General features: G+C 62.7%; 19 protein-coding genes. 4 read left to right on the plus strand and 15 right to left on the minus strand.

The window, feature by feature from the left end:
* Positions 1-55: 55 nt before the first annotated feature.
* Positions 56-634, minus strand: coding sequence for a YceI family protein (locus ACZ445_RS28150; RefSeq protein ID WP_021492687.1), 579 nt, complete (start codon positions 632-634; stop codon positions 56-58).
* 32 nt (positions 635-666) lie between these two features.
* Complete coding sequence (locus tag ACZ445_RS28155; protein WP_058426590.1) at positions 667-1,218, minus strand: cytochrome b; 552 nt, start codon at positions 1,216-1,218, stop codon at positions 667-669.
* Between the two features lie 273 nt (positions 1,219-1,491).
* On the opposite strand from ACZ445_RS28155, the gene ACZ445_RS28160 reads away from it, so the two are divergent.
* On the plus strand, positions 1,492-2,898 hold the full coding sequence (locus tag ACZ445_RS28160; protein ID WP_464707804.1) for an adenosylmethionine--8-amino-7-oxononanoate transaminase: 1,407 nt from the start codon (positions 1,492-1,494) through the stop codon (positions 2,896-2,898).
* 30 nt (positions 2,899-2,928) lie between these two features.
* Positions 2,929-3,648, plus strand: coding sequence for a 16S rRNA (uracil(1498)-N(3))-methyltransferase (locus ACZ445_RS28165; protein WP_058426588.1), 720 nt, complete (start codon positions 2,929-2,931; stop codon positions 3,646-3,648).
* A 3-nt stretch (positions 3,649-3,651) separates the two neighbouring features.
* Here ACZ445_RS28165 and ACZ445_RS28170 read toward each other — a convergent pair whose 3' ends face one another.
* Together ACZ445_RS28170 and ACZ445_RS28175 are read right to left on the minus strand one after the other, a co-directional pair.
* Entirely contained in the window at positions 3,652-4,554 is a 903-nt protein-coding gene (locus tag ACZ445_RS28170) for a transporter substrate-binding domain-containing protein (RefSeq protein WP_058426587.1), read from the minus strand.
* Between the two features lie 34 nt (positions 4,555-4,588).
* The gene (locus ACZ445_RS28175) at positions 4,589-5,833 is read right to left on the minus strand and encodes a D-amino acid dehydrogenase (protein ID WP_341869332.1); all 1,245 of its coding nucleotides are present in this window, start codon (positions 5,831-5,833) and stop codon (positions 4,589-4,591) included.
* Positions 5,834-5,920: 87 nt separating this feature from the next.
* On the opposite strand from ACZ445_RS28175, the gene ACZ445_RS28180 reads away from it, so the two are divergent.
* Positions 5,921-6,823, plus strand: coding sequence for a LysR family transcriptional regulator (locus tag ACZ445_RS28180; RefSeq protein ID WP_464707805.1), 903 nt, complete (start codon positions 5,921-5,923; stop codon positions 6,821-6,823).
* On the opposite strand, the gene trhA is transcribed toward ACZ445_RS28180, so the two are convergent.
* Positions 6,818-7,435: a PAQR family membrane homeostasis protein TrhA gene (trhA, locus tag ACZ445_RS28185; protein WP_058426584.1), complete on the minus strand. Its 618-nt coding sequence runs from the start codon at positions 7,433-7,435 to the stop codon at positions 6,818-6,820. The genes ACZ445_RS28180 and trhA overlap by 6 nt on opposite strands.
* A gap of 143 nt (positions 7,436-7,578) precedes the next feature.
* Here trhA and ACZ445_RS28190 point away from each other — a divergent pair, with 143 nt between their 5' ends.
* A complete protein-coding gene (locus ACZ445_RS28190) occupies positions 7,579-8,499 on the plus strand; it encodes a LysR family transcriptional regulator (protein WP_058426583.1) in 921 nt (306 codons plus the stop codon).
* Positions 8,500-8,590: 91 nt separating this feature from the next.
* Here ACZ445_RS28190 and madM read toward each other — a convergent pair whose 3' ends face one another.
* The 10 genes from madM to ACZ445_RS28240 all read right to left on the minus strand — a co-directional run bounded on the left by madM (position 8,591) and on the right by ACZ445_RS28240 (position 16,554).
* Entirely contained in the window at positions 8,591-9,355 is a 765-nt protein-coding gene (madM, locus tag ACZ445_RS28195; protein ID WP_058426582.1) for a malonate transporter subunit MadM, read from the minus strand.
* A 1-nt stretch (position 9,356) separates the two neighbouring features.
* Entirely contained in the window at positions 9,357-9,761 is a 405-nt protein-coding gene (madL, locus tag ACZ445_RS28200) for a malonate transporter subunit MadL (protein ID WP_015886323.1), read from the minus strand.
* A 67-nt stretch (positions 9,762-9,828) separates the two neighbouring features.
* A complete protein-coding gene (gene mdcH, locus ACZ445_RS28205; protein ID WP_464707806.1) occupies positions 9,829-10,728 on the minus strand; it encodes a malonate decarboxylase subunit epsilon in 900 nt (299 codons plus the stop codon).
* The gene (locus tag ACZ445_RS28210) at positions 10,725-11,312 is read right to left on the minus strand and encodes a malonate decarboxylase holo-ACP synthase (RefSeq protein ID WP_058426580.1); all 588 of its coding nucleotides are present in this window, start codon (positions 11,310-11,312) and stop codon (positions 10,725-10,727) included. Before ACZ445_RS28210 ends, mdcH begins: the two co-directional genes overlap by 4 nt.
* A complete protein-coding gene (mdcE, locus tag ACZ445_RS28215) occupies positions 11,306-12,076 on the minus strand; it encodes a biotin-independent malonate decarboxylase subunit gamma (protein WP_464707807.1) in 771 nt (256 codons plus the stop codon). Before mdcE ends, ACZ445_RS28210 begins: the two co-directional genes overlap by 7 nt.
* A complete protein-coding gene (locus ACZ445_RS28220; protein WP_464707808.1) occupies positions 12,073-12,915 on the minus strand; it encodes a biotin-independent malonate decarboxylase subunit beta in 843 nt (280 codons plus the stop codon). The genes mdcE and ACZ445_RS28220 overlap by 4 nt, the downstream gene beginning before the upstream one ends.
* Positions 12,908-13,207 (minus strand): malonate decarboxylase subunit delta, encoded by a 300-nt coding sequence (locus tag ACZ445_RS28225; RefSeq protein ID WP_049711127.1) that lies wholly within the window; start codon positions 13,205-13,207, stop codon positions 12,908-12,910. The genes ACZ445_RS28220 and ACZ445_RS28225 overlap by 8 nt, the downstream gene beginning before the upstream one ends.
* Positions 13,207-14,040: a triphosphoribosyl-dephospho-CoA synthase gene (locus tag ACZ445_RS28230; RefSeq protein WP_464704548.1), complete on the minus strand. Its 834-nt coding sequence runs from the start codon at positions 14,038-14,040 to the stop codon at positions 13,207-13,209. The genes ACZ445_RS28225 and ACZ445_RS28230 overlap by 1 nt, the downstream gene beginning before the upstream one ends.
* Positions 14,041-15,711 carry a malonate decarboxylase subunit alpha gene (gene mdcA / locus ACZ445_RS28235; protein ID WP_464707809.1) on the minus strand — a complete coding sequence of 557 codons (1,671 nt, stop codon included), beginning with the start codon at positions 15,709-15,711 and terminating at the stop codon, positions 14,041-14,043. It lies immediately after the preceding gene.
* A gap of 120 nt (positions 15,712-15,831) precedes the next feature.
* Entirely contained in the window at positions 15,832-16,554 is a 723-nt protein-coding gene (locus ACZ445_RS28240) for a hypothetical protein (RefSeq protein WP_464707810.1), read from the minus strand.
* Positions 16,555-16,649 lie beyond the last annotated feature (95 nt).

Consider the following 16,649-nt stretch of genomic DNA (forward strand, 5'->3'; position numbering starts at 1 on the left):
CCCATGAAAAAGCCCCGCATCTTTCGATGCGGGGCTTTTTTTGTGCAGGCAGAAATTACTTCTGCTTGACACCTTCCAGCGAGATGTCCAGGTCCACGGTCTGCGAGGACGGGCCTGGGCCCTTGATGCCGAAGTCGTTCAGGTTGACGGTGGTCTTGGCGTTGAAGCCAGCACGTTCGCCACCCCACGGGTCTTTGCCTTCGCCGTTGAAAGTGGCCTTGAAGGTCACCGGCTTGGTCACGCCGTGGAAGGTCAGGTCGCCGGTCACGTCTGCGGTTTTGTCGCCGGTGGACTTGACTGCGGTGGACACGAACTTGGCATCGGCAAACTTGGCAACGTCCAGGAAGTCTTTGCTGGCGATGTGCTTGTCACGTTCGGCGTGGTTGGACCACAGGCTGGCGGTCTTCACGTCGACGGCAATTTTGCTGGCCTCTGGCTTGGCGGCATCCCAGCTGAAGGTACCGTCCCAATCCTTGAAGGTACCGTGAATGAAGCTGTAGCCCAGGTGGCTGATTTTCCAGTCGATGAAGGCGTGCTGGCCTTCTTTGTCGATCTTGTAGTCAGCAGCCATCACCTGGCCTGCGGACAGCAGGGCAGTACCGATTGCCAGAGCAGCGAGGGTCTTTTTCAACATGCTTTCTATTCCTTGTGAGTCGAGGTTGAACATCAGGCTTTGCGCCCCAGCATTCGCGTGAGGGTCGCATCACGATCGATAAAGTGGTGTTTCAACGCAGCCACGCCGTGCAAGCCGGCGAAGACCACCAGCACCCAGGCCAGGTACAGGTGCACCAGGCCCGCGTTATCTGCCTGGTCCGGTAGCCCGGAAACCACGGCAGGAATCTCAAACAGACCAAACACCGGGATACCGACACCGTCCGCGGTGGAAATCAGGTAACCGGCGATCATCACGGCAAACAGCCCGAGATAAAGGAACGCATGACCAAAGGCCGCGCCGATACGGGTCATGCGGCTGTAACTGGCCAGCGGTGGCGGCGGCGGGCTCACCAGGCGCCAGACGATACGCACCAGCATGATGGCGAACAGCGTGATGCCAATGCTCTTGTGCAGATCCGGTGCTTCTTTGCGCCAGGCGCTGTAGTAGTCGAGGCCGACCATCCACAACCCAAGGGCGAACAAGCCAAACACGACCAGGGCCACGCCCCAGTGCAAAACCATGCTGACCCAACCATAGCGGGCCGGTGAATTGCGTAGCTGCATGTACTTAATCCCGTAAGAGCTGTGCCCAAGACTAGCGATTTACCTATCGAATTAAAGCGGAAAATTTCGCTTTGAAATATCGAGAAATACGATCTTGAGGGTATGAAGAGTAAATTAACAACGGATTAAGGACTATCCAGAAGAAACGTGACAGACCGTCCTGTGTTTACCGCGAATTCACCGGTAATGGCTTGTGACACAGCCGCCCATTGCATAGGCTTGCGCGATTGTTTCACCTGCGCCGGCCGCAGGACCGCTTCGAGGAGATCACCGATGGGCTTGAACAACCAGTGGATGCAACGCGACCTCGCCGTGCTGTGGCACCCCTGCACCCAGATGAAAGACCACCAGCAACTACCGCTGATCCCGATCAAGCGCGGTGAAGGCGTGTGGCTCGAAGACTTCGAAGGCAAGCGCTACCTCGACGCCGTCAGCTCCTGGTGGGTCAACGTGTTCGGCCACGCCAACCCGCGCATCAACCAGCGCATCAAGGACCAGGTCGATCAGCTCGAACACGTGATCCTCGCCGGCTTCAGCCACCAGCCGGTGATCGAGTTGTCCGAGCGTCTGGTGGCGATGACGCCCGAAGGCCTGACCCGCTGCTTCTATGCCGATAACGGCTCGTCGTGCATTGAAGTCGCGCTGAAAATGAGCTTCCACTATTGGCTCAACCGCGGCCTGCCGAACAAGAAGCGCTTCGTCACCCTCACCAACAGCTACCACGGCGAAACCATCGCCGCGATGTCGGTGGGCGACGTGCCGCTGTTTACCGAGACCTACAAGGCACTGCTGCTCGACACCATCAAAGTGCCAAGCCCCGATTGCTACCTGCGCCCCGAAGGCGTGAGCTGGGAAGACCACTCGCGCACGATGGCCCAGGTGATGGAACAGACCCTCGCCGAGCACCACGACAGCGTGGCCGCTGTGATTATCGAACCGCTGATCCAGGGCGCCGGTGGCATGCGAATGTACCATCCGGTGTACCTCAAGCTATTGCGCGAAGCCTGCGACCGCTACGGCGTGCACCTGATCCACGACGAAATCGCCGTGGGCTTCGGCCGTACCGGGACGATGTTCGCCTGCGAGCAGGCCGGCATCCGCCCGGATTTCCTGTGCCTGTCCAAGGCGCTCACCGGCGGCTACCTGCCGCTGGCGGCCGTGGTCACCACCGAAGATGTGTACAGCGCGTTCTACGACGACTACCCCACCCTGCGCGCGTTCCTGCATTCCCACAGCTACACCGGCAACCCGCTGGCGTGTGCGGCGGCACTGGCGACCCTGGATATCTTTGAAGAAGACAACGTCATCGAGAACAACAAGGCCCTGGCCCAGCGCATGGCCACCGCCACTGCGCACCTGGTGGACCACCCTCATGTCTCGGAAGTGCGCCAGACCGGCATGGTGCTGGCCATCGAGATGGTCCTGGACAAAGCCACCAAGACCGCCTACCCGTGGCAGGAGCGCCGAGGTTTGAAGGTATTCGAGCATGCGCTGGAACGCGGTGCGCTGTTGCGGCCATTGGGCAGTGTGGTGTACTTCCTGCCGCCCTATGTGATTACCCCGGAGCAGATCGACTTCCTCGCCGAAGTCGCCAGCGAAGGCATCGATATCGCCACCAACAGCAAGGTCAGCGTGGCGGTGCCAAAGGATTTCCACCCAGGCTTCCGTGATCCGGGCTGATTGCCCGCACTCCTTTTCCAGAGAACAGAAATGAGACTGTCCCGCTTTTTCACCGACACCCCGCTGAGCATCGGCGACCACGAACTGCCCGAAGCCCAGGCGCACTACATCAGTCGCGTGCTGCGCATGGGCGAAGGCGATGCCGTGCAATTGTTCGACGGCTCCGGCCAGGAGTTCCTGGGCACGCTGCTGGAGGTCGGCAAAAAACGCGTCACTGTGCAACTGACCGAGTGCTTCGCAGGCCAGGCCGAATCGCCGCTGCATATCCACCTCGGCCAGGGCCTGTCCCGGGGTGAGCGTATGGACTGGGCGATCCAGAAAGCCACCGAACTGGGCGTCAACCAGATCACACCGATTTTCAGCGAGCGCTGCGAAGTGCGCCTCAAGGACGAACGCGCCGACAAACGCCTGCTGCACTGGCGCCAGGTGGCGATCAGCGCCTGCGAGCAGTGCGGGCGTTCGACGGTGCCGGTGATCCACCCACCACTGTTGCTGGCAGACTGGCTGAAGCATACCGAAGCGGATTTGAAGCTGGTGCTGCACCCGGTGGCCGAGCCGATGGTCAGCCATGCCAAGCCTGCCAGCCTGGCCTTTCTGATCGGCCCCGAGGGCGGGCTGACCGACCACGAAGTCGAAACCGCCCAGGGCGCCGGCTACCACGCCGCCCGCCTCGGCCCAAGGGTGTTGCGTACCGAGACCGCGCCGGTGGTGGCGCTGGCCGTCGCCCAACAGCTGTGGGGCGACTTCTAGGGGTTACTCCACCGGATCGCTGATCGGCTTGGCAATGATCGCCTTCAACTCACTGGTCATCGGGAATTCCAGGTTCAAGCCCTTGGGCGGAATCGGCTGTTCGAACCAGCGCTGGTAAATCCCGTTGATCTCCCCGCTGCGATAAAGGTCGGCGAGTGTCTCGTTGACCACCGCCAGGAACTGCGGGTCGTCCTTGCGCACCATGCAGCTGTAGATTTCCCGCGATTGCTCCTCGCCCACCACCACCCAGTTGTGCGGGTCCTTGGCCTTGGCGCGTTCGCCGTAGAGCAACGCGTCGTCCATGTAAAACGCCGCCGCGCGGCCGGTCTCGAGCATCTTGAACGCCTCGCCGTGGTCCTTGGCGCTGATCACAAACATATTGGCCTTGTGCTCGGCGTTGTAGCGCTTGAGGAAACGTTCGTTGGTGGTGCCGGCCGTGGTCACCACGTTCTTGCCTGCAAGGTCGGCGAAACCCTGGATGCCGCTGTCTTTTGCCGTGAGCAACTGCCCCTTCACATAGATAAACCCGTAGGAAAACCCAACCTGCTTCTGCCGCTCGGCGGTCACCCCGGTGGAGCCGCATTCCAGGTCGACGGTGCCGTTCTGCACCAGCGGGATACGGGTCTGGGACGTCACCAGGTTGTACTTCACGTTGAGCGTGGGCACTCCGATTTTCTGCTGGATGCGCTCGACGATCTTGTTTGCCAGGTCCACCGAGTAGCCCATGGGTTTGCCACTGTTATCGCCCACGTAGGAAAACGGCACCGACGCATCGCGATAGCCCAGGGTGATGGACTTGGCGTTGGCAATCTTGCCCAGCGTGCCGTCCAACGGCGTTTGAGTGGCATGGGCCTGCGCGCCCAGCAAAAGCCCCAGGGTGCAGCCGGTCAACAGGATCTTTTTCATTGTTATTCTCCGTTGGTTTTCGGGTTGTGAGTCTTCACGCAGCGCGGGGCGAAAGGCCCTGCATATCAATGGAAGGCGTTTGCTGGCCGATCAATTCAGCCAGTACCTGGCCGCTGCCACAGGCCAAGGTAAAACCGAGTGCGCCGTGGCCCAGGTTCAGCCACAGGTTGCGGTAGACACCAGCGCCGATCAGCGGCACACCGGTCGGAGTGGCCGGGCGCATGCCAGCCCATTCCACTGCGTGTGCGTAATCCCCTGCCAGCGGAAACGTCTCCACGGCCTGGCGTTTCATCAGCGCCAGGCGCTTGGGTTCGACGCGGGCGTCGAAACCGACGATATCGACCATGGCGGCGACCCGCAGTTGTTCACCGATACGCGCGTAGACGATCTTGCGGTCATAGTCGGTGATGCTCACGTTCGGCGCCTGGTGCCGGGCGCCAATCGGCACGCTGAGGCTGTAACCCTTGAGTGGGTACAGCGGCAGCGACACGCCCAACTCGGCGCTGCGATACCCGGCCGCCAGCACCAGGTGTTCGACCGGCATCACTTCATCACCGATCTCGATGGCCTGCACTGCGCCCTCAGCATGGCAAATCCCGGTGACCTTGCGCCCCAACAAGAAGGTGCAACGTCCCGATGCCTCCAGCCGCGCCGCCAAGCGCTGGCAGAAGGCATGACAATCGGCGACCTCTTCATTCGGCGTATAGATCCCGCCGACAAACCCACCGCCCACCAACGCCGGTTCCAGGCGCGCGCAATCAGCGGCCGAGAGCACTTGCTGTTGCAGGATATCGGTGACCTTGCTGCGGGCATGCTCAAAGGAGCCGGCATTGCGAAAGGTCACCAGCTTGCCGTTGCGCCGCCAGTCGAAACCGTCCAGGTGGTCGTCCTCGCGCCACTGCTGCAAGGTGTCCTGGCTCAGGCAGGCCAGGCGCAGCAGGTGCGCGGCATTGCGCTTATTCACCGAGCCACGGCAGGCGCCGAGGAACGCCGTCATCCAGCGCCATTGCCGGGGGTCAAGGCGAGGGCGCAGCTTCAGCGGCGAGTCACCGCGCAGTAACCAGCCAATGGCTTGCAGCGGCACGCCAGCATCGGCCAGGGGCGCCACGTAGCGATAGGACAATTGCCCGCCGTTGGCGAAGCTGGTCTCGCTGCCCAGGGTCTCGCGCGCATCGATCACCGTCACCTCATGACCTGCCCGCACCAACGCATAGGCGCTGGCCAGACCAATCACCCCACCGCCAATGATGCACACCATCTTTGCCGCCCACCGTTGAATCAAGAGGTCTCAAGCCTAGGGGCAGGTGACAGGCCACCGACAATGAATAAAAATGGGCCACCTATAAACAAAGGTTATGGACTTGCCATGCGCTTGCGTCATATCGAAATCTTCCAGGCCATTCGCCAGACCGGTTCGGTCAGCGCCGCCGCGCAGTTGCTGCATGTCTCGCAACCGGCGGTGACCAAGGTGTTGCAGCACGCCGAATTGCAGCTGGGCTTCCCGCTGTTCCTGCGGGTGCGCGGCAAGTTGCTGCCCACCCCGGAAGCCCTGGCACTGGAACGCGAAGTGGAGAAAGTCACCGATAGCCTGCAAGGCGTGCGACGCCTGGCCAAGAGCCTGCGCCGTGAACCGGGCCAGAGTGTGCGCATCGGCGCGATCCCGGCGCTGGCGCTGTCGCTGCTACCGCCGGCGATTCTGGAGTGGAAAAACGACTACCCGGACATGACCTGCGAGCTGTCCAGCGACCATAGCCGCGAGCTGGTGCAGAAGCTGTTGATGCGTGAGATTGACCTGGCGCTGACGCTCAATTTTTCCGGCCATCCGGGATTGACCACACAGGTGCTGGCCAACGGCGTGTTGGTGGCCTTGGCGTCCAAAGGCTATTGGCCGCCAGCCGAACTGAGCCAGCCCTTACCGTTGGCTGATCTGGCGGGCGCACCGCTGATCGGCCTTTCCAGCGCCGACCCGCTGGCGGCGAAGCTGGAGAGCTACCTGGAAAACGTCGACCCACCGCCCAGGGTGACGATCTCGGTGCAAACCTATTCCCTGGCTCGCGCCATGGTGGAATCCGGCGCCGGTTTGACGGTGATCGATCCCTTCACCGCGCTGGGGGCATCAACGGCCACCACCTGCATCCGCCCCCTCACACCGCCGCTGCCGATCACCCTGTACGCCCTGACCCGCGCCGACGAACCGCCGCCGCATATGTTGGCCAATCTGCTGAAGATCTTTGGCCACCGTGCCAGGGAGCTTCTGGAGCGGCTATAAGACGTAATGCATGATCGCCACAAAATGCAGCAGGCTGCCGCCGATCACAAACAAATGCCAGATCCCATGGGAATGCCGCAGGCGATCCTCCAAGGCAAAGAAGATGATGCCGACGGTGTACAACACCCCGCCCGAGGCCAGCCAGATAAACCCGGCCGTGCCCAATGCTGCCAGCAGCGGCTTGACCGCCACCAGCACGATCCAGCCCATCACCGCATAGATCACGATCGACAGGATGCGCGCCTCGGAGCGCGGCTTGATCTCCTGCAAAATCCCGATCACCGCCAACCCCCACACAATCCCAAACAGCGTCCAGCCCCACGGCCCGCGCAGGGTCACCAGGCAAAATGGCGTGTAGCTGCCGGCGATCAACAGGTAGATCGAAAAGTGATCGACCTTCTGCATGATCTCTTTTCTGCGCCCCTGCACGCTGTGGTACACGGTCGAGGCGCTGTACAGCACCATCAAGGTAAAGCCATAAATCGCCACGCTGACGATCTTCCAGGGGCTGCCGTCCAGGCTTGCCACTACCAACATCCACACGGCGCCAATACACGCCGCGACAGCACCGAGCAAATGGCTCCAGGCGTTGAATCGTTCCCCGTGGTACATGTGCCACTGACCTCCTGTAACCGTTAGAACTGGCTGGCAAGCGTCCAGCCTTGCGCATAAGAGTGCAAGCGGCTTATGACGTTCCGGCGACGCCGAACGGTTTTGCGGGCACAATCGACGGCATTCGAACAAGAGCCACGGCCATGCTGATCGACGAAGAATTCACCCTCAAGAAACTGGAAATCTTCCTGGCGTTCATGCGCACCGGCAACCTGGCCCGCGCCGCCGCAGAACTGCAAACCAGCAACGTCAGCGTGCACCGCGCCATCCACTCCCTGGAAAACGCCCTGCGCTGCCCGCTGTTCAAACACGAAGGGCGCAACCTCACGCCGCTGGAAAGCGCCTACGTCTTGGAAGAGCGTGCACAGAAGCTGGTGGCCGATGTGGTCGACAGCGTACGCCTGACCCGCGAAGCCGCCGGTTTTTCCGCCGAACGTTTCAAGCTCGGCTCGCTGTATTCGCTGACGGTGAAGACCGTGCCGCAATTGATCATGGGCCTGAAGATCCGCCGCAGCGAACTCAATATCGATCTGATCCTGGGCTCCAACTTCGACCTGCTCTACAAGCTCAAGAACATGGAAGTGGATGCGATCCTCATCTCGCTGGACGAGCACGCCAACGACCCGGACTGCGAGCAGATTGCGCTGTTTTCCGACGACATCTTCCTCGCCACCCCGGCCGACTCGCCCTTCGACCGCGAACAGCAAATCGACCTCGCCGACGTGCGCGACGCGACCTTCATCACCCTCACCCAAGGCTTCGCCACGCACCAGGATGGCAGCCGTGTGTTCAAGCAGGCGGGGTTCGAGCCGAAGGTGGCGATGCAGGTCAATGACATCTTCACGCTGCTGAGCATGGTCAGCTCGGGCGTGGGTTATGCGTTACTGCCGGGGCGGATTGCGGCGGTGTATGAGAACCGCGTGAAGCTCATACCGCTGCAACCCAGGTATCGGTTGCAGCAGCATATTGGAGTGGTGTTCCTGAAGGCCAAGGAAAGGGACCCAAACCTGCTGGCGTTGTTGGCGGAGTGTCGGATGTATGCCAATCGCCAGGTGCCGGCCTGACACACCGCTATCGGGCAAGCCCCCTCCCACACTTGAAATGCGTTCCAAATGTGGGAGGGGGCTTGCCCCCGATGAGGCCCTGATAGACCCCTTACCCAACCAGGCCGCGCACAATGAAATACAGCAACGAAGGCCCAAGCAGGCAGCCCAGCCCGGTGTGGAACGTCGCCGTCAGCGCGCCATACGGCACCAACCGCCGATCCGTCGCCGCCAGCCCCGCCGTCACACCGCTGACAGTCCCGGCCAACCCACCAAACACCATCGCCGAGCGCGGGTTATCCAAGCCCATCCAGCGCGCCGCGACCGGCGTACCGACCATCACCAGGATCGCCTTGATCAAACCGGTAGCAATCGACAACGCCATCACATCCGAGGTCGCGCCAATCGCCGCGCCGGTCACTGGGCCGACGATGTAGGTCACGGCCCCTGCGCCAATGGTGGTCATGCTGATCGCATCGCGATAACCAAACACCCAGGCCATGCTCGCGCCGACGATAAACGGCAGGATCGTGCCCAGCAGCAGCGCGATCACGCCGATCATCCCAGCCTTGCGCGCCTCGGTGGCCTGCACTTCGAACGCCGTGGCGACGATGGCAAAGTCGCGCAGCATTGCCCCACCCATCAACCCGATGCCAGAGAACAGCGCCAGGTCCGCCAGGCCTTTCTGGCCGCCGGTGATCGTACCGCCGACCCAGGCCAATACCAGGCCGATGACGATGGCAATCGCCGAGCCATGAATGCGCCCGAAGGTCAGGCGCTTGGACAGCACCACGGAAATCCACATCACCACACCCACGAAGGCAAACGCGGTGATCAGGCCGTTATGTTCCAAGCCTTTTTCAATGAGATCCCACATATCAGCGGCCTCCCACGGGTGCGATCAGCGGTTCTTCATCGGGCAACGGTTCGCCCTTGTGCGTGCGGCTGATCAGGGCAATCGTGCAACCGCATACCACTACCGAACCGATCGCGGCGAGCACCGCCACCGGGCCGCCGTGCAGGGCGGTGACCACGTTTTGTTGCGCAGCCATCGCCACCACCACCGGGATGTACATCGCGCCCCAGAAGCCAACGCCCATTTCACAATCCTTGGTCATGCCACCGCGCTTTTGCATCCACAGGCGGGCGCAGATCAGCAGGATCATCGCGATCCCCACCCCGCCCACGTTGGATTTGACGCCCAGCAACACCCCGAGCATGTCGCCCATGATCACGCCCGCAAGCGTACAGATCGCCAGTAATGCCACACCGTAGATAATCATTGTTGTTGTCCTCAAAGTGCTCGATCGAAATTGTTGTTTTTGTGCTTCGAAAGCCTTGGGCAGTGCTTTATCGGTGGCGGCGCTCCTCCTCTTGCAGCAGGGCCTGCAGGGTGTCCAGGCGTGCGCCTTCGCAGGCGATCACCGTGCCTTGCTCAAACACCCGGCGTGACAGGCCGGTGAGCACCGCGCCCGGTGGCAGTTCGATTTGCAGGCGCACGCCGCGCTCGTAGGCGCTTTGCACGGTGCCGCGCCAGTCGACGACGCGGCACATGTTGAAGGCCAGGTCGTCGCGCAATTGCTCGGGGTTGTGAATCGGCCGTGCGCGGGTGCTGCTCAGGTAGGTGATGCGCGGCGTCTTGAGCGTAACGAAGGCTTGGGCCAGGGCCTGGGCCGGTTGGTCCAACAATGCGCAATGGGATGGCACGCTGACGGCCAGGCGTTTGGCGATGCCGTTGCCCTTGATGCGGTCGGCGACACGTTTCATGGCCTGGTCGCTGCCGGCGATGACGGTCTGGTTATCAGCATTGATATTGGCCAGATACACCGGGGTTTCAGGGCTGTGGACTTCGGCCAGCAGGTTTTCGACGGTGGATAACTCGGGGCCGATGATCGCGGTCATGCCGTAGCCCTGTGGATAAGCGTCCTGCATCAGCTCACCGCGCAGGCTGACCAGCTTGATTGCCTCGTTGAAGTCCAGCGCACCGGCGATCACCGCTGCCGGGTAGGCACCGATGGACAGGCCTGCGACGTAATCCGGGATGTGTTGCAGCTGGCGGGCGTGGGCGACGCCGGCGATCAGCAGGCAGAGTTGTACAGCGCGGGTATTGACCAGGGCCTCAGCAGAATCCAAGGTGCGCACGTCTTCACCCAAGGCATCGCTGGCCTGCTCCAACGCATCGGCCGGCAACGCCTGGAGCATGCCCGGCCGTTGGGCGCCCTGCCCCGGGAACACCAGAAGGCTACTCATGCCACGGCCTGCCAGGGATCAATGACCAAATGCGCACCGTTGGCGGTTTTCAACAGCACCCGCCGTGATGGACCGGCCCATTCGCGCAAGGCGACAGCACCAAAAGGTGTCTGCAATTGCATATCCACTGCGCACGCGGCGTTGTCCAGGGTGGCCAGCAGGTCGCGTGCATCGTTGCGACCCAGCGGCTCGGGTGTGCGCAGAATCAGGTCCAGGTCGCTCTGGGCATGCAGGGCTTCAATGCCCGTTGCCAACTCAAAACCTGCGCTGCCCGTGACGCCCCAACTCAATGACGCCAGCACCGGCCGCAGTTGATCGAGGGCGTGCAACGCGGGGAGATCCCTTGTCGAGACCACATCGCGCAACGCTTCCGGCGCGACCCGTCGCTGCACGGCTGCCATCGGCATCAACGCGGCAAACCGCTGCTCGCGCAAACGCCCACGCACACCCACTGCGACAAAGCCCGGCGCGACGATGGCGCGGCGTACGACCACCGTGCCAACCGCATCCTTCGCCCACGCCGGCGCGTCAGCGGGCAGGTGCGCCGGGGTCATGCCCCAGAGCAGGTCGTGGGCGTTCACCATTGCTCCCGCAGCAGTTGGCGCACATGGCTGGAAGCGGCGCGGTTGGACGCGCCCAGGCGACTGCTCAAATCAGGCGTGCCAACATTCTTGATCGCACTCACCAGGCACTCGTTGACCAGCGCAACATCCTGCGCCGTGGGCTGTTCGATCTGGCTGACCGTCAAGGTCTCCCACAACAGGCCGAGGCTGGCATAGCTGTCAATGTCATAGGCCATCGGCGGCACGCTGGCGGCCAGGGCTTCCAGTTCTTCGACGCTGCGCAGGGTCACCCGCGCCGCCGAGGCCTTGCCCATGGCGTGCACCATCACGCCGGGATCGCGCAGGGCGATCAGGCGGTTGGCCTGGTAACCGTGGGCGAGGAACGCGCCGGACATGGCCTTGCCCACCAGCAACGCGATCACCGGGTGCCCGGCCAGCCGTGCGCGGGCGTAACTGTCGGCGGCGGCGGCCAGGGCCTGGTGGATACCGAGGGCTTCTTCGCGCCGGCCATAGGCTTGGCTGGGCACGTCGACAATGGCAATGATCGGGCGTTTGTCGCCTCGGGCGATGGCTTCATCGACAGCCTTCGCCAAACCCCAACCTTCGAGCAAACCGACTTCGCCATTGCGTGCGCGGGGGAAACGGTTTTGGGCGTCGGTGACCACGGCGATAAAGCGTACGGCTTGTTCGCCCAGCAGGCCGTCGGCCACTTTCACGGAGTTCGGCAAACCCTCGACAGGCGTGGCGCCGGCGCTCAATGCGTTGAACCACTGCAAACCTCTCATGAGCGTTCTCCTTGATACAGCGCGCGCACCGTCGCCGGGTCGATCTGCGGCGTAGCATCCAGTTCGGCCAGGCGCGCCAGGTAGTATTCGGATTGGCGGCTGCGTTGTTGGGTGGGCAGGCCCTGTTGCAGCAATGCGCTGACGGTCTGTTGAATCTCGGCCACATCGTCCGCTACATAACGGTCGGCCAAGCCGCTGTTGAAGCGCTGCTCGCCGCCGGTGAGGCTCCAGATGAAGGGCCGGTCGCGGGAGTCGTACTCTTCAAGCCCCGCTTCCTGTTCGATGACTTGCGGGCCGTTCAAGCCAAGGCGTGCTTCGCGGGTGACGACAAGGTAACTGCACAACCCAGCCGCAATGGACATGCCGCCAAAGCACCCCACGCTGCCCGCCACCACGCCGATCACCGGCTGGTACTGGCGCAGGTCGACAATTGCCGCATGGATATCCGCGATGGCCGCCAGGCCCAGGTTGGCTTCCTGCAAGCGCACGCCGCCGGTTTCCAGCAGCAACACAGCGCGGGTTGGAATGCCCTTGCGATTGTCTTCGGCCGCCAGCTCAAGCGCGCCGGCGATTTTCGCGCCGCCCACCTCGCCAAGGCTGCCGCCCTGGAAGTTTCCTTCGATGGCGGCAATCACCACCGGTTTACCACCTATGCTGCCCTTGGCGATCACCACACCGTCATCGGCCTGGGGCACCACGCCCTGACGGCTGAGCCACGGCGACATGACGCGCTGGAACGGGTCGATCAATTCGCGGTAGGAGCCGGCATCCAGCAAGGCCTTGGCACGCTGCCGAGCGCCCAGTTCAACGAAGCTGTGTTTGGTGAGTAAGTCAGTCATGGCCGACCTCCTCGAAACCCTGCTCCAGGCGCAAGCGCACCACGCCGGGGGTGGCGCCAAAATCGTGGATATCAATCTTCAACGCCGGCGGGGTCTGCTCCTGGAAGATCCGCTCGAACAGATGCTGCCAGCGTTGCTCGGCACCGTTCACCGAGGTCTGCACCTGGATGGTCAGGGTGCCCGGCGTGCCCGGCTCCAGCAGCACTTCCAGGTCGCCCGAGCCGACGCAGCCCACCAGCGCACGGCCTTTTGGCGGCTGCCCGGCGGGGAATTCAAAGGATAAGGTTTCCATCACAACGCTCCGTCGAGGCGGTCGATAAACAGGCAGGCGGCCAACAGGTCGGCGGCGCCGCCGGGGGAGGCATTCAGGGCCAGCAGTTGCTGGTCCAGCTCATGCAGTTGCCGACGACCGGCCAGGGTTGCGCTGCCGCCAGCGTCGAGCACCGCTTGGGCACCGTGCTGCATGGCTTGAAGGCCCTCGGTGCCGGCGCGGTAGAGCACACAGGTGTCGGCCAGCTCGGTCATGATCGCGAGCAAGGCATCCAGGCGCGCATTCTGTTCGCCGGCATGCTGCAGGCGGCTTTTGCGCAGTTGCGGCAGGCCACGTTGCACCACCGAGGGGAAGCCGAGCTGCGCTTCTTCACGGGCACCGCGTGCGCCGTAGCGTTGGGCAACCTGGGCGCCGTGGCTCAGGGGTTGCGGAGCGAAGCGGTCGTTGAGCAGGGCCAGTTTGGCGGCAGTCAGCGTCACGGCCCGTGGTTCCAGCGCGGCGGCGGCGGTGAGCAAACCGAGGGCCCAGATCGCGCCGCGATGGGTGTTCACCCCGTTGGTGGTGATAAGCATCGCTTGCTCACCTTCACGGCCAAGACGTCCGAGGGCTTCGCGCAGGGGCAAGCCGACTTCACCGATTTCAATCGCCGCCTCGGCCATTTCCTTGAACATCGGCCATAGCGACAGCGCCGAGGCGTGCATCAGGCCAAGGTGTAAATCGCTGTGGGCGCCGTTGCCGCGCCGGTCCACCAGGGCCGGTTTGGGCGACAGGTCGGCTTCATCGATCAGCGCATCGACAGCCATGTCGGCCAGGTGATCCGCGAGGCTGAGTTCATGCAGTTTGAGGGCGCGCATTTACCAACTCCTGAATTTGGCGGGCGGGTTGTACAAGCCACCGGACCAGTCCACCAGGTCGGCCACGCTCTTGGCGGCCAACAGCTCACGGGTGGCGTCGGTGCGGCGAATCCCCAGGTCTTCGGGCAAGGCGATCAAGCCTTCGCGGCGCATGCGTGCGGTGTCCTTGGGGTTGTGGCGCATGCCGATGGCGGTGACGCCTGCGACGGCAGCAATCATCGCCTGGCGCTCTTCGAGGGAGCGCGCCTTGTACAGATAGGCGATGCCTTCTTCGGTGAGCAGGTGGGTGACGTCATCGCCGTAGATCATGATCGGCGCCAGAGGCATGCCGCTTTTGCGTGCGACTTCCACGGCGTCGAGGGTGTCGACGAAGGTGGGTTTGCCGCCTTCCTGGAAGGTCTCGACCATTTGCACCACGAGTTTTTTACCGCGTTCCAGCAGCGCTTCCGGGGTATCGTCGTGGCGCATGTCCAGCCATGCGGGCGTACCGTGACGGCGACCGCGCGGGTCATGGCCCATGTTCGGCGCGCCACCAAACCCGGCAAGGCGGCCACGGGTCACGGTGGAGGAATGGCCGTCGCCGTCGACCTGCAGGGTGGCGCCGATAAACAGGTCCACCGCGTATTGCCCGGCGAGCTGGCAGAACATGCGGTTGGAACGCATCGAGCCGTCGCGGCCGGTAAAGAACACATCCGGCCGTGCGGCAATGTAGTTCTCCATGCCCAGTTCGGTGCCGAAGCAATGCACGCTTTCGACCCAGCCGCTTTCAATCGCGGGGATCAACGTGGGGTGCGGGTTGAGGGTCCAGTTGCGGCAGATCTTGCCCTTGAGGCCGAGGGATTCGCCGTACGTGGGCAGGATCAACTCGATGGCGGCGGTGTTGAAACCGATGCCGTGGTTGAGGGATTGCACGTTGTGTTTTTCGTAGATGCCACGGATCGCCATCATCGCCATCAACACATGCACCGGCTTGATGTGGCGGGGATCGCGGGTAAACAGCGGCTCGATATAAAACGGCTTGTCGGCCACCACCACAAAGTCCACCCAGCTCGCGGGGATGTCGACGCGAGGCAAGTCGGTGACGTCGTCCACCAACTGGTTGACTTGCACGATGACGATGCCATCGCTGAACGCGGCTGGCTCGATCAGCGCCGGAGTGTCTTCGGTGCTGGCGCCGGTGTAGATATTGCCGGCGCGGTCGGCCATGAAGCCGGCGGAAAGCACCACGTTGGGGATCAGGTCCACCACCAGCCGCGCATAGAGTTCGATGTAGGTGTGGATCGCGCCAATCTCCAGCAGGCCGTCTTCGAGCAACTGGCTGATGCGCAGGGATTGGGTGCCGGCAAAGGAGAAGTCGAGCTTGCGCGCGATGCCTTTTTCAAACAGGTCCAGGTGCTCGGAGCGGCCGACACTGGGCATGATCATGTGCAAATCGTGGAGCTTGGCCGGGTCGGCCTTGGCCAGGGAGCGCGAGAGGAAATCAGCCTGTTTCTGGTTGTTGCCTTCCAGCACCACGCGGTCGCCGGGGAGGATCAGCGCCTCAAGCGCCTCGACGATCCTGTCGCTGGGCAGCACCGCGCCGTCTGCGTATTGTTTGACCAGCCCGAGCCGCCGCTGCTTCTCGTCGCGCCGCCGCGTCCAGCGTGAGTCGGGGGTTATTGTTGTTGTCATGGTCGCTCCACGGGGTTGCTGTCGTGGGGCTTACCTTAGGAGTGATTGAGGGAGCCATCAATCAAGCTGGGCGTTGGACTGTTACGCCTGGGTTAATGATGGCTCAATGAACACGGGCGCTCAGGTGCGGTGCCATTCGGTGCGGTGGAACCATACGGTCCTGAACAACGCCAACGCGGCAAAACCGTGCAGCCCCAACACAGCCGCCCAACTCCACTCCCACAGGCCCGACAGCGCCTGGGCGTAAACCGGCGACAGCAGCAAGAGCAGCGCCACCAGCGCGCAGCCGCCCAGCTGCTCCCAGTTTCTCAAGCGATTGGGACGGGAGGTTATCGCGTAACCCAGCAGGGCACCCAGGCACACCACCAGCAGGCTCAGCAAGTCATGCTCGTCGACGTGCGGCCAGCCCAGCAGGTTGAGTGGCAAGCACACCGCGAACACGGTGAACGCGCAAATCGCGACGTACACAAAGGCGTATTCAAGCGCGTCCAGCAGACGATCACGGATAAACCCTCGGGCCTGTCTGTCTTCTTCGGGGGTGGGCCCTTGGGTTATCGCCACCGCCAGCAGGCCCGAGCCAAGACCGCCCAGGGTCATGACCACAAAATTACTCACGACGCCCCTGATTGCCTTATCGGCACCGATCAGCTTGAGGCTTTCCAGGTACATCAGGATAAACACCGCGCCTGCGGTGGTAATCATGAACCCCCACAGCTTCCCACGATTGGACTGCACGTTCATGGTCACCGCTGCCGTGAGCACCAGCACGCCAAACCACATCAGAAGCGTGCCGGTAAACCGGTTGAGGTCGTACAGCCAGGCAAACCCATCCAAAAGCCACATTGCGTCGATACTTCTGTCGAAAAATTCCCTTGGCTATCGGCAGTGGGGTGGGGATCTTTACGATGGGAAAGGAACAAGTGATCCGCAACCCGTCA

The sequence above is a fragment of the Pseudomonas allii genome (assembly GCF_055380095.1).

What these genes read in the sequence shown, in the direction of transcription:
- ACZ445_RS28150 (WP_021492687.1), bottom strand. Translation starts at nt 634, where the DNA reads ATGTTGAAAAAGACCCTCGCTGCTCTGGCAATCGGTACTGCCCTGCTG.
- ACZ445_RS28155 (WP_058426590.1), bottom strand. Translation starts at nt 1,218, where the DNA reads ATGCAGCTACGCAATTCACCGGCCCGCTATGGTTGGGTCAGCATGGTT.
- ACZ445_RS28160 (WP_464707804.1), top strand. Translation starts at nt 1,492, where the DNA reads ATGGGCTTGAACAACCAGTGGATGCAACGCGACCTCGCCGTGCTGTGG.
- ACZ445_RS28165 (WP_058426588.1), top strand. Translation starts at nt 2,929, where the DNA reads ATGAGACTGTCCCGCTTTTTCACCGACACCCCGCTGAGCATCGGCGAC.
- ACZ445_RS28170 (WP_058426587.1), bottom strand. Translation starts at nt 4,554, where the DNA reads ATGAAAAAGATCCTGTTGACCGGCTGCACCCTGGGGCTTTTGCTGGGC.
- ACZ445_RS28180 (WP_464707805.1), top strand. Translation starts at nt 5,921, where the DNA reads ATGCGCTTGCGTCATATCGAAATCTTCCAGGCCATTCGCCAGACCGGT.
- trhA (WP_058426584.1), bottom strand. Translation starts at nt 7,435, where the DNA reads ATGTACCACGGGGAACGATTCAACGCCTGGAGCCATTTGCTCGGTGCT.
- ACZ445_RS28190 (WP_058426583.1), top strand. Translation starts at nt 7,579, where the DNA reads ATGCTGATCGACGAAGAATTCACCCTCAAGAAACTGGAAATCTTCCTG.
- madM (WP_058426582.1), bottom strand. Translation starts at nt 9,355, where the DNA reads ATGTGGGATCTCATTGAAAAAGGCTTGGAACATAACGGCCTGATCACC.
- madL (WP_015886323.1), bottom strand. Translation starts at nt 9,761, where the DNA reads ATGATTATCTACGGTGTGGCATTACTGGCGATCTGTACGCTTGCGGGC.
- mdcH (WP_464707806.1), bottom strand. Translation starts at nt 10,728, where the DNA reads ATGAGTAGCCTTCTGGTGTTCCCGGGGCAGGGCGCCCAACGGCCGGGC.
- ACZ445_RS28210 (WP_058426580.1), bottom strand. Translation starts at nt 11,312, where the DNA reads ATGGTGAACGCCCACGACCTGCTCTGGGGCATGACCCCGGCGCACCTG.
- mdcE (WP_464707807.1), bottom strand. Translation starts at nt 12,076, where the DNA reads ATGAGAGGTTTGCAGTGGTTCAACGCATTGAGCGCCGGCGCCACGCCT.
- ACZ445_RS28220 (WP_464707808.1), bottom strand. Translation starts at nt 12,915, where the DNA reads ATGACTGACTTACTCACCAAACACAGCTTCGTTGAACTGGGCGCTCGG.
- ACZ445_RS28225 (WP_049711127.1), bottom strand. Translation starts at nt 13,207, where the DNA reads ATGGAAACCTTATCCTTTGAATTCCCCGCCGGGCAGCCGCCAAAAGGC.
- ACZ445_RS28230 (WP_464704548.1), bottom strand. Translation starts at nt 14,040, where the DNA reads ATGCGCGCCCTCAAACTGCATGAACTCAGCCTCGCGGATCACCTGGCC.
- mdcA (WP_464707809.1), bottom strand. Translation starts at nt 15,711, where the DNA reads ATGACAACAACAATAACCCCCGACTCACGCTGGACGCGGCGGCGCGAC.
- ACZ445_RS28240 (WP_464707810.1), bottom strand. Translation starts at nt 16,554, where the DNA reads ATGTGGCTTTTGGATGGGTTTGCCTGGCTGTACGACCTCAACCGGTTT.